This is a genomic window from Streptomyces sp. NPDC043878 (genome assembly GCF_056435735.1).
Genome location: NZ_JBWKDW010000001.1, coordinates 727,895 through 742,313, shown reverse-complemented (window position 1 = coordinate 742,313; position 14,419 = coordinate 727,895). Strand labels below are relative to the sequence as shown.

The 14,419-nt window shown below is 71.0% G+C and carries 12 protein-coding genes and 1 riboswitch; of the genes, 6 read left to right on the top strand and 6 right to left on the bottom strand.

All coding sequences use genetic code 11. The features are described 5' to 3' along the window. Nucleotides 1–42 precede the first annotated feature (42 nt). The gene (locus AC07AZ_RS03155; RefSeq protein ID WP_478843213.1) at nucleotides 43–981 is read right to left on the bottom strand and encodes a sucrase ferredoxin; all 939 of its coding nucleotides are present in this window, start codon (nucleotides 979–981) and stop codon (nucleotides 43–45) included. A 35-nt stretch (nucleotides 982–1,016) separates the two neighbouring features. After that, entirely contained in the window at nucleotides 1,017–2,288 is a 1,272-nt protein-coding gene (locus AC07AZ_RS03150) for a citrate synthase (RefSeq protein ID WP_478843211.1), read from the bottom strand. 98 nt (nucleotides 2,289–2,386) lie between these two features. Here AC07AZ_RS03150 and AC07AZ_RS03145 point away from each other — a divergent pair, with 98 nt between their 5' ends. Beyond that, on the top strand, nucleotides 2,387–3,550 hold the full coding sequence (locus AC07AZ_RS03145; protein WP_478843209.1) for a citrate synthase/methylcitrate synthase: 1,164 nt from the start codon (nucleotides 2,387–2,389) through the stop codon (nucleotides 3,548–3,550). A gap of 171 nt (nucleotides 3,551–3,721) precedes the next feature. Here the strand turns inward: AC07AZ_RS03145 and AC07AZ_RS03140 are convergent, their stop codons facing one another. Together AC07AZ_RS03140 and AC07AZ_RS03135 are read right to left on the bottom strand one after the other, a co-directional pair. Continuing rightward, the gene (locus AC07AZ_RS03140; RefSeq protein WP_356036536.1) at nucleotides 3,722–3,958 is read right to left on the bottom strand and encodes a hypothetical protein; all 237 of its coding nucleotides are present in this window, start codon (nucleotides 3,956–3,958) and stop codon (nucleotides 3,722–3,724) included. Nucleotides 3,959–4,111: 153 nt separating this feature from the next. After that, the gene (locus AC07AZ_RS03135) at nucleotides 4,112–4,678 is read right to left on the bottom strand and encodes a DUF6082 family protein (protein WP_478843206.1); all 567 of its coding nucleotides are present in this window, start codon (nucleotides 4,676–4,678) and stop codon (nucleotides 4,112–4,114) included. Nucleotides 4,679–4,997: 319 nt separating this feature from the next. Here AC07AZ_RS03135 and AC07AZ_RS03130 point away from each other — a divergent pair, with 319 nt between their 5' ends. Continuing rightward, complete coding sequence (locus AC07AZ_RS03130; protein ID WP_478843204.1) at nucleotides 4,998–6,239, top strand: CobW family GTP-binding protein; 1,242 nt, start codon at nucleotides 4,998–5,000, stop codon at nucleotides 6,237–6,239. Here the strand turns inward: AC07AZ_RS03130 and AC07AZ_RS03125 are convergent, their stop codons facing one another. Further along, on the bottom strand, nucleotides 6,240–8,696 hold the full coding sequence (locus tag AC07AZ_RS03125; RefSeq protein ID WP_478843202.1) for a DNA gyrase/topoisomerase IV subunit A: 2,457 nt from the start codon (nucleotides 8,694–8,696) through the stop codon (nucleotides 6,240–6,242). 291 nt (nucleotides 8,697–8,987) lie between these two features. On the opposite strand from AC07AZ_RS03125, the gene AC07AZ_RS03120 reads away from it, so the two are divergent. From AC07AZ_RS03120 to AC07AZ_RS03105, 4 genes are all read left to right on the top strand, one after another. After that, a complete protein-coding gene (locus AC07AZ_RS03120; RefSeq protein WP_478843200.1) occupies nucleotides 8,988–10,340 on the top strand; it encodes a M16 family metallopeptidase in 1,353 nt (450 codons plus the stop codon). Further along, entirely contained in the window at nucleotides 10,337–11,725 is a 1,389-nt protein-coding gene (locus tag AC07AZ_RS03115) for a M16 family metallopeptidase (RefSeq protein ID WP_478843198.1), read from the top strand. Before AC07AZ_RS03120 ends, AC07AZ_RS03115 begins: the two co-directional genes overlap by 4 nt. 209 nt (nucleotides 11,726–11,934) lie before the next feature. Then, nucleotides 11,935–12,098, top strand: a riboswitch (cyclic di-AMP (ydaO/yuaA leader). A gap of 13 nt (nucleotides 12,099–12,111) precedes the next feature. Then, nucleotides 12,112–12,876, top strand: coding sequence for a M23 family metallopeptidase (locus AC07AZ_RS03110; protein WP_478843196.1), 765 nt, complete (start codon nucleotides 12,112–12,114; stop codon nucleotides 12,874–12,876). 258 nt (nucleotides 12,877–13,134) lie between these two features. Continuing rightward, the gene (locus AC07AZ_RS03105; protein ID WP_478843194.1) at nucleotides 13,135–13,830 is read left to right on the top strand and encodes a GntR family transcriptional regulator; all 696 of its coding nucleotides are present in this window, start codon (nucleotides 13,135–13,137) and stop codon (nucleotides 13,828–13,830) included. Between the two features lie 214 nt (nucleotides 13,831–14,044). On the opposite strand, the gene AC07AZ_RS03100 is transcribed toward AC07AZ_RS03105, so the two are convergent. After that, nucleotides 14,045–14,326, bottom strand: coding sequence for an HPr family phosphocarrier protein (locus tag AC07AZ_RS03100; protein WP_356036559.1), 282 nt, complete (start codon nucleotides 14,324–14,326; stop codon nucleotides 14,045–14,047). Nucleotides 14,327–14,419: the final 93 nt, after the last annotated feature.

The following is a 14,419-nucleotide window of genomic DNA, read 5'->3' as shown; positions in this document are numbered from 1 at the left end:
CCGCACGTTCGCCGCCCGGAGCGCAGGGGGGCACGGCCTCCCTCAGCCCGTCAGGGCCGCCGTCAGTTCCTGCACCCGCACCACGTCCATGCGTGCCGGCGAGCCGAGGACCGAGGTTCCGCAGGTCTCCGGGCGGGGCGGCGCGGAGGCGCCCTGGGCCACGACGACGCGCCAGTGGCGTCCGTCGGTGTGCGCGACGGTCACCTCCCAGCGCGGAGCCGTACCGTCGGTCCGCACGACGGTCAGGGCGTCCGCCGCGTACTCGCCCACCGAGGTGCGCACCGCGAGCTCCGCCGCCTGCCCGGGCCGGTCCCAGGCGGAGTTCCCACGGCAGCCGTCCACGACGACCCGCCCTTCCCGGACGCCGTGCAGGATCGCCTCCACGTCGGCGGCTCCGACCCGGCCGTAGGCGTGTCCGTACGGCAGGACGAGCAGCGTCGGGGAGAAACGATGACCACCCAGATGGGTGACCTCCCAGGTGCCGTCCGCGCCGGCGGCGGCCAGCTCGGCCGCGAGGGGCCGCCCGAGCAGCGCGCAGCAGCGGTCACGCCTGCCGTTGGTGCACACGAGCGCGAGAGGGCTGCCCGCGTGAGGCCGGCCCTGGACCGCCCTGTCGAAGCCGCGGTGGTCGCCCGCGCCGAGAGCGGCGAAGTCGACGTCCAGCAGACGCCGGGGATCGCAGGTGGTGGCCTCGTGCAGCCAGGCGTTCCCGGGGCGGGTGTGAGCCGCGTACACCTGACGCGAGGTGACCGTGCCGCTGTCGGCGTGCCGTCCGGGCCGCCGGATGAGCGCGACGCGTACGCCCGTGCCCTCCGCGGCCGCTTCCAGGGCGCGCCCGACCAGGGGGTCCAGGTGGCTCGAAGTGAGCGCTCTGGGACCCCACGGCCCCGTCTGCTCGATGAGCAGCCAGGCGCTCGCGGTGGGCGCGGTTCCCGAGAGGGGCTCGTCGAGGCTCTGGGAGACGGTTGAGCACGTACTCACAGAGGTGAGCCTAACCTGACTCGCGGCGGGATTGCCTACGGCCGCCGTGGGTCCTGCTCCGGAAGGGGCCGCGGGGGTCGTGCGCCGACGTAGTGACCGCTCGGCCGCATGCGCAGGGGGCGTTCCCCGTACTCCTCCAGGGCGTGGGCGATCCAGCCCGCCGTACGGGCCACGGCGAAGATCGTCTCGCCCGCCGTGGGAAGCATGCCGCAGGACGCCGTGAACACGGCGAGAGCCAGGTCGACGTTGGCGTGCAACGGGGTGTGCCGAGCGGCGGTGGCCACGATGTCGCGGGCCGCGGCGAGGGCGGGCGCCGCCCGGGGCATCTCCTCCAGGAGGCCGAACAGGGCACGCGCGCGGGGGTCCTCGCCGGGATACAGCCGGTGGCCCAGCCCGGGGATGCGGCGGCCCGCGCGCAACTCGTCCGCGATCACGGGCGCCGCGCTGCCGTGGTCCAGCACGTCGAGCAGCAGTCGGTGGGCGACTCCGCTGGCCGCGCCGTGCAGAGGACCCTCCAGCACGCCGAGCCCGGCGGAGACGGCCGCGTAGGCGTGCGCGCGTGCCGACGCGGCGACCCGCACCGCGAGGGTCGAGGCCGCGAGGTCGTGGTCGACGAGGAGGGCGAGCGCCGTGTCCAGGACGCGCAGGGAGGCCTCGTCGGCGGCCGTCCCGCTGAGGCGTGTCCACAGCCGGTGAGCCATGGGGCCGCCGTCACGGTGGCCCCGCCCCATCGGCGGCAGCGCGGCGACCAGGGTGGGGATGAGGGTGCGCGCGGTGCCGAGCACGGACTCCTCGGACAGGTCGAACCGGAGCGGGTCCGCGGCCGCCGCGGCGATCGCAGCGACCCGCAACCGGTCCGTCGGAGTGGTGTGTTCGGGCAGTGCCTCCACGACGCGCCGGGCGACCGCGACCGAGGCGCGGGGCGCGGTGAAGGCGACACCGGGACTCAACTGCCCGGTCCACAGCCACTCGGCGACCTCTTCGTAGGAATGGCGGGCGGCCAATTCGACTGCGTCGACGCCCCGGAAGTAGTACCGGTCCGTCTCGATGAGCGTGAGGCGGGTGCGTACGGACAGCTCACCGCCGATTGAACTCGGGCCACTGTCCCGCCTGTTGCGCCGGGCGAGTGCCTCCACCTCCCGGGCGTCGAAGGTGCTGCCCCGGCCGCCGGCGACGCGTCGGCTGCCCAGCTGGCCCCGGCTCACGTACGCGTACACGGTCTCGGGCTTCACGCCGAGCAGTTCGGCGGCTTCCTTGGTGCTGAGCCGCCGCTCCGTGTCGCCGGGGGCGGGTTCTTGATCGCGCATGGGGGTCACCGTAGCCGCAACTCGCTAAGTTGATTCAATCAATGTTGACATGATTACAGTCAAGCATAGACAGTCGAATCAAGTTCAAGGAGGATGCCATGTCCGTCAACAGGTCGGCTGCCGTCATCGAGGTGCCGCGGGGGCTCGCGGGTGTCGTGGTCACCGAGACCGAGATCGGCGACGTACGGGGGATCGAGGGGTTTTATCACTACCGCCAGTACTCGGCCGTCGAGCTGGCTCGCACGCGAGGCTTCGAGGACGTCTGGCACCTCCTGGTGCACGGCGAACTCCCTGACCCCGGACGCGCCGCCGCATTCGGCGCGGAGACCGCCACGTTGCGCCGACTGCCCGACGAGGTGCGGGCTGCCCTGCCCGCCATCGCGGCGGCCAGTGGTCCCTCCGGCCCGCTGGCCGGAATGCGCACGGCACTGTCGCTGCTCGGTGCGGCGAAGGGATTCCGCCCGGTCTACGACATCGACGCCGACCAGCGCCGGCGGGACGCCCTCGCTGCGGCCGCCGCCGTACCGACCCTGCTCACGGGACTCCACCGGCTGGGTCTCGGGCTGGATCCCGTCGAGCCGCGCGACGATCTGTCCTATGCGGCGAACTACCTCTACATGCTGACCGGTGTCGAGCCGGAGGCGCGGCTGGCCAGGGCGATCGAGCAGTACCTGATCACCACCATTGATCACGGATTCAACGCGTCAACGTTCACCGCGCGCGTCATCGCCTCGACGGGGGCGGACGTGGCGGCATGCCTCGTCGGAGCGGTGGGGGCACTGTCGGGCCCGCTGCACGGCGGTGCGCCGAGCCGGGCACTGGACACCCTGGACGCGATCGGCAGCCCCGACCGCACCGACCCCTGGATTCGCGAACGGGTCCTGGCCGGTGAGCGCGTGATGGGGTTCGGCCACGCGATCTACCGTACGGAGGACCCCCGTTCCCGGCTGCTGCGCGAGATCGCCCAGAGCTTCGGCGGCCCGCGCGTCGAGTTCGCCGTCGAGGTGGAACGCCGGGTCGAGGCGATCCTCGCCGAACTCAAACCGGGCCGGGAGCTGCACACGAACGTCGAGTACTACGCGGGAGTGGTCATGGAACTGTGCGGCCTGCCCCGCGCGATGTTCACCCCCACCTTCGCGGCCGGGCGGGTGGTGGGGTGGAGCGCGAACGTCCTGGAACAAGCCGCCGACTCGAAGATCATCCGGCCGGTGGCGCGGTATGTGGGGCCGGAGGCGCCGGTGGCCGTGCCGGCGGCGGTCTGAGATACGCGTGTGGCCTGGTGTCGTTCTGACGCCAGGCCTCATCGGTGGTGACCGGGCAGCGACGGGGTGCCGGGCTGCTCGCCGTGTGGGTGCCCGACTCGCTCAACGGTTCCGTGCGCTCGGGGGGTAGGACGGGACGGGTCGGGGTGGACCCGTGCTCGTGCGATGGTGTCAGGCGTCGGGGATGTCCGCCTTGGCGCGGATCAGGGTTTCTCTGCTCACGATGACGATGCGTTCGTAGTCGGCGCGGCCGGCATCCGCGGGCAGTTCACCGTCCAGCGCCTCGGTGGCCTCGGTGCCGATCACGGCGAAGTTTCCGTCACTGAGTTCGAACACGTCCGGGCAGGTGGATCCTGAGCTACTGCCACGGGCGCTCGGAGGCACACCGATGCGGCGCACGATCTTCAAGAGTTACCGGTCCTTACAAAAGGTGTGGGCACAGTGCTGAGCAAAACCTACTGGGATTCGAGAGGTGTCCGTGGGCGACATCAACAAATGTCACTCGGGTGTGTGCGTGATGCTGCAGGGTTGACCGGTTCTGTGAGTGAGGGGCCGGGAGTGTCAGTCGGTCGGAGGTGTCCCCACCACCCACCACTCGTCCGTGTCGGCCTCGTCGAGATCCGAGACGAGTCCGTCGACCATGTGGCCGATCGACGCCTCCTCCGACGACTGGTTCAAGGACGCCCGTTGCGTCTTCGAGGCCTTCCAGTACTCGCGGAAGAGGGAGCTCTGGAAGAACTCACGCAAACGCGTGTACAGCTCCTCCCGGTCCACGAGGCCCGCCTGGTACAGGTGGAACAGGTGGACGTACCACGCGTTGGCGTAGAAGAACTGGCGGCGCTTCTCCGCGGGGATGTTCTTGTCCCAGGTGTCGATCACCGCGGCGAGGGAGGGGTCGTCGATGGCCCGGGCGAGCAGTTCCCAGTGCATGCGTTGCTGGTGAGCCAGGGCGGTACGCCGGATCGTCAACTCCGCTAGCTGCAGGCGCCGTTCCTCCAGGCGCTGTTCTGTCAGACGCGCCGCTTCCTGACGCCGTTGCCGGGCCGCCAGCGCCATCGTGGCGGCGGCGAGCAGAAGGCTCAGAGCGGTTGAGCCCGACCTCCCCGCGGTCTTCTTCTGTGTGGCCATGTCAAAACCCCCGAATCAGGCGGCCGTCCGCCGGTCGTCGGGGTGCGGGTCGACTGATGGGGACCGGCGAGCGGTGGGCGGCGCTTGCCGTCTCCCATGGTGCCGAGCGGCTCTGATCGGCGGGGAGGCGGAGAGGAGGCGCACGGAGGGAAGCGAGGGTCGCACACTCCGACGTCTGCCCAACGTCTGCCCCGCAAAGGCTGCTAACAATCGTTCACTTCGCGGAGATTCTTCCGGCTCGTATCCTGTGTCGGCATTCAATCTTCGTACGTGTGCCGGACCGTGTGCCGGTGCACGCGTGGGCGTGAGAGGTCGCACGTTGAGCCAGTCGAGTCCGCATTCGAGCGCCAGTCCCGGCTTCGGCCCGCACCGGCGGCAGATCCCGGTCGTCGTCCTCGCCGGATTCCTGGGGTCCGGCAAGACCACGCTCCTCAACCATCTCCTGCACCGCAGCGGAGGCAGTCGTATCGGTGCCCTCGTGAATGACTTCGGTGCCATCGAGATCGACGCGATGGCCGTCGCGGGCGCGCTCGGCGACTCCACCGTTTCGCTGGGCAACGGGTGCCTGTGCTGTGCCGTGGACGCCGGTGAACTCGACGTCTACCTGGAGCGGCTCGCCCGGCCCGGCGCCGGCATCGACGTCATCGTCATCGAGGCCAGTGGTCTGGCCGAGCCGCAGGAACTCGTGCGCATGGTGCTCGCCAGCGAGCATCCGGGAATCGTGTACGGCGGTCTCGTCGAGGTCGTCGACGCCGCCGAGTTCGACGCCATCCGGGTCAGGCATCCCGAGGTCGACCGGCACCTCGCGCTCGCCGACCTCGTCGTCGTCAACAAGCTCGACCGGGCACCGGAACCGGAGCGGATCCTCGGCCTGGTTCGGTCCCTCACCGACCGCGCCGCTGTCGTCCCCGCCACGTACGGCCGTATCGATCCGGAGTTCCTCTTCGACGGCCGGCCGAGCGAGGAGCGTGTCGGGCAGCTGTCCTTCGACGACCTGCCCGGGCGCGCCGAGCGCACCGCAGACACCGCGGAGCGCACCGAGCGCACCGCCCCCGGCGATCCCCCCGCAGGCACCGCGCACACCGCACCCACCGCCCACGACGAGCACGCCGGTCACCTGCACACCGCCTACGACAGCCTGTCCTTCACCTCCGACGTCCCGCTCGACCCGCGTCGGCTGATGCGGTTCCTCGACAGCAGGCCGGAAGGGCTGTACCGGATCAAGGGGCACGTCGACTTCGGACCGCACGATCCCGGCAACCGGTACGACGTCCACGCCGTCGGGCGGTTCCTGCGCTTCTACCCCCAGGCGTGGCCGTCCGCCGGGGAGCGCCTCACGCAGCTCGTGCTGATCGGCTCCGGCATCGACGTGCCGGCCCTCGGCAAGGAGCTCGACGGGTGCAGAAGCGACGCCCCGCACGCCGACGAGCACGGCATGTGGGGCGTCCTGCGCTACGTACAGGATCCCGAAGAGCCGGCCCTCGAAGAGCCGGCCCTCGAAGAGCTGGATCCCGAAGAGCTGGATCCCGATGAGTGGGGCGGCGCCGCGGGGTCTGTCTAGCTAGAGCGGTCCCGCCACCACCGACACCGTCTTCGCCAGGGACACACCTGAGCCGTCGCGGCGCGGGTCCATCTCCGGGAGTTCGGCCGGCGTGCCGTTCTTCTGGGCGGCGCGCGCCGGGACGGGGCCGGCCCAGCCCAGGGACAGGCAGTCCTCGCCCTTCAGGAAGCGCTGGCAGCGCACGCCGCCGGTCGCCCGGCCCTTGCGCGGGTACTGGTCGAACGGGGTCAGCTTGGCCGTCGTCTGGACGGAGTCGTCCAGGGTGCCGCGCGAACCGGCGACGGTGAACACCACCGCGTCCGCGGCCGGGTCGACGGCGGTGAACGAGATGACCTTGGCGCCCTCGGTGAGCTTGACGCCCGCCATGCCGCCCGCCGCACGGCCCTGCGGCCGCACCTGCGAGGCCTGGAACCGCAGGAGCTGCGCGTCGTCCGTGATGAAGACCAGGTCCTCCTCGCCGGTGCGCAGCTCGACCGCGCCGACGATCCGGTCGCCCTCCCTGAGGGTGACGACCTCCAGCTCGCCCTTGTTGGACGGGTAGTCGGGGACCACGCGCTTGACGACGCCCTGTTCCGTGCCGAGCGCCAGTCCGGGGGACGACTCGTCGAGCGTGGTCAGGCAGATCACCGTCTCGGTGCCCTCCAGTGACACGAACTCCGCCAGCGGCGCGCCGCCTGCGAGGTTCGGCGCCGCCGCCGTGTCCGGGAGCTGCGGCAGGTCGACCACGTTCAGGCGCAGCAGGCGGCCGCCCGACGTGACCACCCCGACCTCGCCGCGCGCCGTCGCCGGCACCGCCGAGACGATCACGTCGTGCTTGGTGCGCTTGCCGTCGGCGTCCTCCGGGAAGGGGTCGGCGTTCGCCGTACGGGCCAGCAGTCCCGTCGAGGACAGGAGCACCCGGCACGGGTCGTCAGCCACCTGGAGGGGGACGGCCGACACGGTGGTGCCCGCCGACTCCAGCAGGATCGTGCGCCGCTCGGTGCCGAACTTCTTGGCGACCGCGGCTAGTTCGGCGGAGACCAGCTTGCGCAGCTCGGTGTCCGAGTCGAGGATCCGGGTCAGCTCCGCGATCTCCGCGTTCAGCCTGTCCTTCTCCGACTCCAGCTCGATCCGGTCGAACCGGGTGAGGCGGCGCAGCGGCGTGTCCAGGATGTACTGCGTCTGGATCTCCGACAGGGAGAAGCGCTCCATCAGGCGTTCCTTCGCCTGCGCCGAGTTGTCGCTGGAGCGGATGAGGCGGATCACCTCGTCGATGTCCAGCAGCGCCGTGAGTAGACCCTCGACCAGGTGCAGACGGTCGCGCTTCTTGCCGCGGCGGAACTCGGAGCGCCGGCGTACGACGGTGAAGCGGTGGTCGAGATAGACCTCCAGGAGTTCCTTGAGGCCCAGGGTGAGGGGCTGGCCGTCCACCAGCGCCACGTTGTTGACGCCGAAGGACTCCTCCATCGGCGTGAGCTTGTAGAGCTGCTCCAGGACGGCCTCCGGCACGAAGCCGTTCTTGATCTCGATGACCAGGCGCAGGCCGTGTGCGCGGTCGGTGAGGTCCTTGACGTCGGCGATGCCCTGGATCTTCTTCGCGCCGACCAGGTCCTTGATCTTGGCGATGACCTTCTCGGGGCCGACCGTGAAGGGCAGCTCGGTGACGACGAGACCCTTGCGCCGGGCGGTGACCGTCTCCACGGACACCGTCGCGCGGATCTTGAAGGTGCCGCGGCCCGTCTCGTAGGCGTCGCGGATGCCGGAGAGGCCGACGATCCGGCCGCCGGTGGGCAGGTCGGGGCCCGGGACGAGCCGCATCAGGGCGTCGAGATCGGCGTTCGGGTAGCGGATCAGGTGGCGGGCGGCCGCGATGACCTCGGCGAGGTTGTGCGGCGGCATGTTGGTGGCCATGCCGACCGCGATGCCAGACGCGCCGTTCACCAGGAGGTTCGGGAAGGCGGCGGGCAGGGCCACCGGCTCCTGTTCCTGGCCGTCGTAGTTGGGGGCGAAGTCGACGGTGTCCTCGTCGATGGACTCCGTCATCAGGCTCGCGGGCTCGGCGGCCTTGCACTCGGTGTACCGCATGGCGGCCGGCGGGTCGTCGTTGCCCAGGGAGCCGAAGTTGCCGTGGCCGTCGACCAGGGGCACCCGCATGGAGAACGGCTGGGCCATGCGGACCAGGGCGTCGTAGATCGACGCGTCGCCGTGCGGGTGCAGCTTGCCCATGACCTCGCCGACGACACGGGCGCACTTCACGTACCCGCGGTCGGGGCGCAGCCCCATCTCGTTCATCTGGTAGACGATGCGGCGGTGCACCGGCTTGAGGCCGTCACGGGCGTCCGGCAGGGCGCGGGAGTAGATGACCGAGTACGCGTACTCGAGGAAGGAGCCCTGCATCTCGTCGACGACGTCGATGTCGAGGATCTTCTCCTCGTACGAGTCGTCGGGCGGCGGGGTCTTCGTGCTGCGGCGGGCCATCGCTGCCGGCTCCTTGCTCAAGCGTGAACGGGATCTGACGCGGACCATTGTGGACCGCGGCACTGACAACGCGGACCAGGACCCGACGCCGGGCCCCCGGCCCGGCGTTCACAGGTGCCGCTGCTTCGGAACAGGTGCCGCCGTGCGGCACGACTGCCCGCAGGCTACGCGATCCGCTGTGGGCGTATGTCGCCCGGGAACTTCGCCGGGGCTCCACACGCTTGCATACAGTGGCAGGACAGCAGGAAAACCGCGGTTTTCGACGACCGCATCCGCGATCGAAGGGACGACATGCCCATGGGTCACACGGCCACAGCGCAGGCAGGCTCCGGCGGCCTGACAGCGACAGAGCACCGCCTGGCCAACGGCCTGCGCGTGGTGCTCTCCGAGGACCACCTGACCCCGGTCGCGGCGGTGTGCCTCTGGTACGACGTCGGCTCGCGCCACGAGGTCAACGGCCGCACCGGACTGGCTCACCTCTTCGAGCACCTGATGTTCCAGGGCTCCGGCCAGGTCAAGGGCAACGGCCACTTCGAGCTCGTCCAGGGCGCGGGCGGCTCGCTCAACGGCACCACCAGCTTCGAGCGCACCAACTACTTCGAGACCATGCCGACCCACCAGCTGGAGCTCGCCCTCTGGCTGGAGGCCGACCGCATGGGCTCCCTCCTCGCGGCCCTGGACGACGAGTCCATGGAGAACCAGCGGGACGTCGTGAAGAACGAGCGCCGCCAGCGCTACGACAACGTCCCCTACGGCACCGCGTTCGAGAGGCTGACCGCCCTCGCCTACCCGGAGGGCCATCCCTACCACCACACGCCGATCGGCTCCATGGCCGACCTGGACGCGGCGACCCTGGAGGACGCGCGCGCCTTCTTCCGTACGTACTACGCGCCCAACAACGCGGTGCTGTCGGTGGTCGGCGACATCGACCCGGAGCAGACGCTCGCCTGGATCGAGAAGTACTTCGGTTCCATCGCCTCCCACGACGGGAAGCCCGCCCCGCGCGACGGCACCCTGCCCGAGACCATCGGCGAGCAGTTGCGCGAGGTCGTGGAGGAGGAGGTCCCCGCGCGCGCCCTGATGGCCGCCTACCGGCTGCCGAACGACGGCACGCGCGCGTGCGACGCGGCCGACCTGGCGCTGACCGTCCTCGGCGGCGGCGAGTCCTCCCGCCTGTACAACCGGCTCGTACGGCGCGACCGTACGGCTGTGGCGGCCGGCTTCGGTCTGCTGCGGCTGGCGGGTGCGCCCTCCCTGGGCTGGCTGGACGTGAAGACCTCAGGTGACGTCGAGGTGCCGGTCATCGAGACCGCCATCGACGAGGAGCTCGCCCGGTTCGCCGAGGAAGGCCCCACGCCCGAGGAAATGGAGCGCGCCCAGGCCCAGTTGGAGCGCGAGTGGCTGGACCGGCTCGGTACGGTCGCGGGCCGTGCCGACGAACTGTGCCGCTACGCCGTCCTGTTCGGTGACCCGCAGCTCGCCCTCACCGCCGTGCACCGCGTGCTGGAGGTGACGGCAGAGGAGGTCCAGGAGGTCGCCAAGGCCCGGCTGCGCCCCGACAACCGGGCCGTGCTGGTCTATGAGCCCATCGAGGGCACCGAGAACCCCGCCGACGAGGACGAGAACGAGGAGGCGGCCAAGTGACCGAGCTCGCCACGATGGACTTCCACCCCCAGCCGCAGGCCGGCGAGGCGCGGCCGTGGGCGTTCCCGGCCCCCGAGCGCGCGACGCTCGACAACGGCCTGACGGTCCTGCGCTGCCACCGCCCCGGCCAGCAGGTCGTCGCCGTCGAGGTACTCCTGGACGCGCCCCTGGACGCCGAACCGGCCGGTCTCGACGGCGTGGCCACGATCATGGCCCGCGCCTTCTCCGAGGGCACCGACAAGCTCTCCGCCGAGGAGTTCGCCGCCGAGCTGGAGCGCAGCGGCGCCACCCTCGACGCGCACGCCGACCACCCCGGTGTCCGGCTGAGCCTCGAAGTGCCGGTCTCCCGCCTGCCCAAGGCGCTCGACCTGCTCGCCGACGCCCTCAGGGCACCCGCGTTCGCCGACAGTGAGGTCGAGCGCCTCGTCCGCAACCGGCTCGACGAGATCCCGCACGAGCTGGCCAACCCCTCCCGCCGGGCCGCCAAGGAACTCTCCAGGGAGCTGTTCCCTGCGACGGCGCGCATGTCGCGTCCGCGCCAGGGCACCGAGGAGACGGTCACCGCGATCGACTCCGCGGCGGTTCGCGCCTTCTACGAGAAGCACGTCCGCCCCGCCACCGCGACCGCCGTCGTCGTCGGTGACCTCACCGGCATCGACCTCGACGCGCTGCTCGGCGACACCCTGGGCGCCTGGACCGGCTTCCAGGCCGAGCCCCGGCCGGTGCCGCCCGTGACCGCAGACGACACGGGCCGGGTCGTCATCGTGGACCGTCCCGGCGCCGTCCAGACGCAGCTGCTCATCGGCCGCGTGGGCCCCGACCGGCACGACCGCGTGTGGCCCGCGCGCGTGCTGGGCACCTACTGCCTCGGCGGCACCCTCACCTCGCGCCTGGACCGCGTCCTGCGCGAGGAGAAGGGATACACCTACGGCGTGCGGGCGTTCGGGCAGGTGCTGCGCTCCGCCCCGGACGGCACCGGCGCCGCGATGCTCGCCATCAGCGGCTCCGTGGACACGCCCAACACGGGCCCCGCCCTCCAGGACCTGTGGACGGTGCTCCGCACGCTCGCCGAAGGCGGGCTCACCGACGCCGAGCGCGATGTCGCCGTACAGAACCTGGTCGGTGTGGCGCCGTTGAAGTACGAGACCGCGGCGGCCGTCGCGGGCACGCTGGCCGACCAGGTCGAGCAGCACCTGCCCGACGACTACCAGGCGACGCTCTACCAGCAGCTCGCCGCGACCGGCACGGTGGAGGCCACGGCGGCGGTCGTGAGCGCCTTCCCGGTGGACCGTCTGGTGACGGTCCTCGTCGGGGACGCGGCTCAGATCAAGGAGCCCGTGGAGGCCCTCGGCATCGGCGAAGTCACCGTCGTCTCCGCCGAGTAGCGGACCGGCCGGCCGGCGGCCGGAGACGCCTGCGGGGCCCTGGTGACTGAGGAGTCGTCAGGGCCGCCGTATGTCCGAATTGAGGGAGAGCAATCCTGTCTGCTCTGTGGCGTGCGCTACAAAAAGCGTGATCCGTTTGAGGATTGAAAGCGGCCGCGTCTAGCGTCATGCCGGCTGTCCGTCAGGCACCGCGCCGCATCCGCGGCACCGGGCAGTCATCGCCGAGTCCCCGTATGGCGCGAGCCAGGGGAGCCGGGGACCCACCATGAGTCCCTGGGGTGAATCGGACGCCCGCGCGCCAGCGAGGGGGTCCGTAGGAGACCTTCCTGCTCCGAACCCGTCAGCTAACCCGGTAGGCGAGAAGGAAGGAAAGGACCAGCCACTTCATGGCGTTCACCCGCGCCGCCGGGAAGCACCGTCGTCCCAGCCGGATGCACCGCACCACCGTTCGCGCGGCGGGCGTCGCCGCGCTCGCCACCACCGGTGTCGTCGGCACCCTGGCCGCTCCCGCGCTCGCCGCGGAGCCCTCTGTCGAGCAGACCGGCCTCACCCCGGTCATCACCATCGGTGACTCGCTCGCCGAGAAGATCGACGCCCAGGCGGCCGCCCAGCAGCAGGCCGCCGAGGACACCGCGCGCAGGGAGGCCGCCGAGGCCGCCGCGCGCAAGGAGGCCGCGGCAGCCGCAGAGAAGGCCCGCGAGGCCAAGGAGCGTGCCACGCGCGAGGCCGAGCGCAAGCGCCTCAACACCTTCGTGCTGCCCGTCACCGGCTCGTACGTCTCCACCGGCTACCAGGCCAGCAGCGGGCTGTGGGCCTCCGGCACCCACACCGGCATCGACTTCCACGCGGCGAGCGGCACGTCCGTGCACGCGGTCGGCTCGGGCACGGTCGTCGAGGCCGGCTGGGGCGGCGCGTACGGCAACAACATCGTGATCAAGATGATCGACGGGACGTACACGCAGTACGGTCACCTGTCGTCCATCGGCGTCTCGGTGGGTCAGACGGTCACTCCCGGCCAGCAGATCGGCCTGTCCGGCGCGACCGGCAACACCACCGGCCCGCACCTGCACTTCGAGGCCCGTACGACGGCGGAGTACGGCTCGGACATCGACCCGGTCGCCTACCTCCGTTCGCACGGCGTGAGCGTCTGACAACCCGTCGCCGCGCAGGCCGGGCCGCCGTCAGCGGCGCGTACCGGCCCCCGCGAGCACCGACCGTCCCGCGACGGACTGCGGCACTTCCCGAAGCCCCGGCTCTCCAGCCGGGGCTTTCGGTGTTTCCGGCCCCCTGCTGTCCAAAAAATATCCATGGATTCCGGTCCGCCGTCGGAAATTCCCGCTCATTGCAATAGAGTCACTGGACAAGCGTCAATCGTCGACGTTTCACGGGGATTAAGGCGGAGGTCGGTCATGCGTATTCCGGCGCACTCGGTGTGCACGGCGATCCGGGACGACATCGTCGCCGGTGTCTACGAGCGTGGCAGCCGCCTCACCGAGGAACTGCTCGCCCGCCGCTACGGCGTCTCCCGCGTCCCCGTCCGTGAAGCCCTGCGCACCCTGGAGGCCGAGGGGTTCGTGGTGACCCGGCGGCACGCGGGCGCGTGCGTCGCGGAACCCACCGAGCAGGAGGGTGCCGACCTCCTGGAGATGCGCATGCTCCTGGAGCCGCTGGGTGCCTCACGCGCCGCGCAGCGGCGTACCGAGGCCCATCTGAAGGTGCTGCGCGGCCTGGTCAGGTTGGGCCAGGAGCGGGCCAGGCGGGGCAACAGCGAGGACCTGCGCTCCCTGGGTGGCTGGTTCCACGAGACGCTCGCCCAGGCCTCCGGCAGCCCGGCGCTGACCTCGATGCTGACCCAGCTGCGTCACAAGATCGCCTGGATGTTCGTGCTGGACGCGCCCGCCGACCCGGTGGACTCCTGGGCGGAGCACGGCGCGATCGTGGACGCCGTGGCGCGCGGCGACAGCGAGCGCGCGCGGGCGGTCACGGCGCTGCACACGGAGCGCGCGACGACCGCGCACCGGTTGCGTTTCGGCGCGGGCGGCGACCGCACCGACCGTGTGAGGAACTCGCAACCTCCCGTAAACATGTCGGGTCTGCGGCATTAACACGGGCACCGTATACAAAGAAGTGCTATTCGGCGGCCGATATTTGTGCTGCCCTTTTTCGCGTGTCCCGGTGAATTCCGTGCCCGCGGCATTTGCGTGTCCGTGGCGGCGACGTAAGCCGTGCTCGCGGTAAAAGCATCCGCCCGTACCGGAAAACGGCGCAGCCGCGCCGACCGGAAAGGCCGACGCGGCTGCGGGTGTGGAGCGGAGGCCCTCAGACGGTCTCGGGGAGCTCCTCGAGGCCCTCGGCCACCAGCTTCGCGAGGCGGTCGAGCGCGGCGTCCGCGCCCTCCGCGTCGGAGGCGAGGACGATCTCCTCGCCACCCTGGGCGCCCAGGCCCAGGACAGCCAGCATGGAGGCCGCGTTGACGGGGTTGCCGTCGGCCTTGGCGATCGTCACGGGGACACCTGTGGCCGTGGTGGCCCGGACGAAGATGGAGGCGGGGCGGGCGTGGAGGCCCTCCGCCCAGCCGACGTTGACGCGGCGCTCAGCCATGTGATGCTGCCCTTCAGTGCTCAGGGTTGTCTAGACCAGTTTCCCATACCGTGAAGCATGCCCGAGGAGGGTGTCGTCCCGCCCCTCGGTGAC

Coding starts and splice junctions, on each gene's coding strand:
- AC07AZ_RS03150 (WP_478843211.1), bottom strand. CDS start 2,288: ATGCGCGATCAAGAACCCGCCCCCGGCGACACGGAGCGGCGGCTCAGC.
- AC07AZ_RS03145 (WP_478843209.1), top strand. CDS start 2,387: ATGTCCGTCAACAGGTCGGCTGCCGTCATCGAGGTGCCGCGGGGGCTC.
- AC07AZ_RS03135 (WP_478843206.1), bottom strand. CDS start 4,678: ATGGCCACACAGAAGAAGACCGCGGGGAGGTCGGGCTCAACCGCTCTG.
- AC07AZ_RS03125 (WP_478843202.1), bottom strand. CDS start 8,696: ATGGCCCGCCGCAGCACGAAGACCCCGCCGCCCGACGACTCGTACGAG.
- AC07AZ_RS03120 (WP_478843200.1), top strand. CDS start 8,988: ATGCCCATGGGTCACACGGCCACAGCGCAGGCAGGCTCCGGCGGCCTG.
- AC07AZ_RS03110 (WP_478843196.1), top strand. CDS start 12,112: ATGGCGTTCACCCGCGCCGCCGGGAAGCACCGTCGTCCCAGCCGGATG.
- AC07AZ_RS03105 (WP_478843194.1), top strand. CDS start 13,135: ATGCGTATTCCGGCGCACTCGGTGTGCACGGCGATCCGGGACGACATC.
- AC07AZ_RS03100 (WP_356036559.1), bottom strand. CDS start 14,326: ATGGCTGAGCGCCGCGTCAACGTCGGCTGGGCGGAGGGCCTCCACGCC.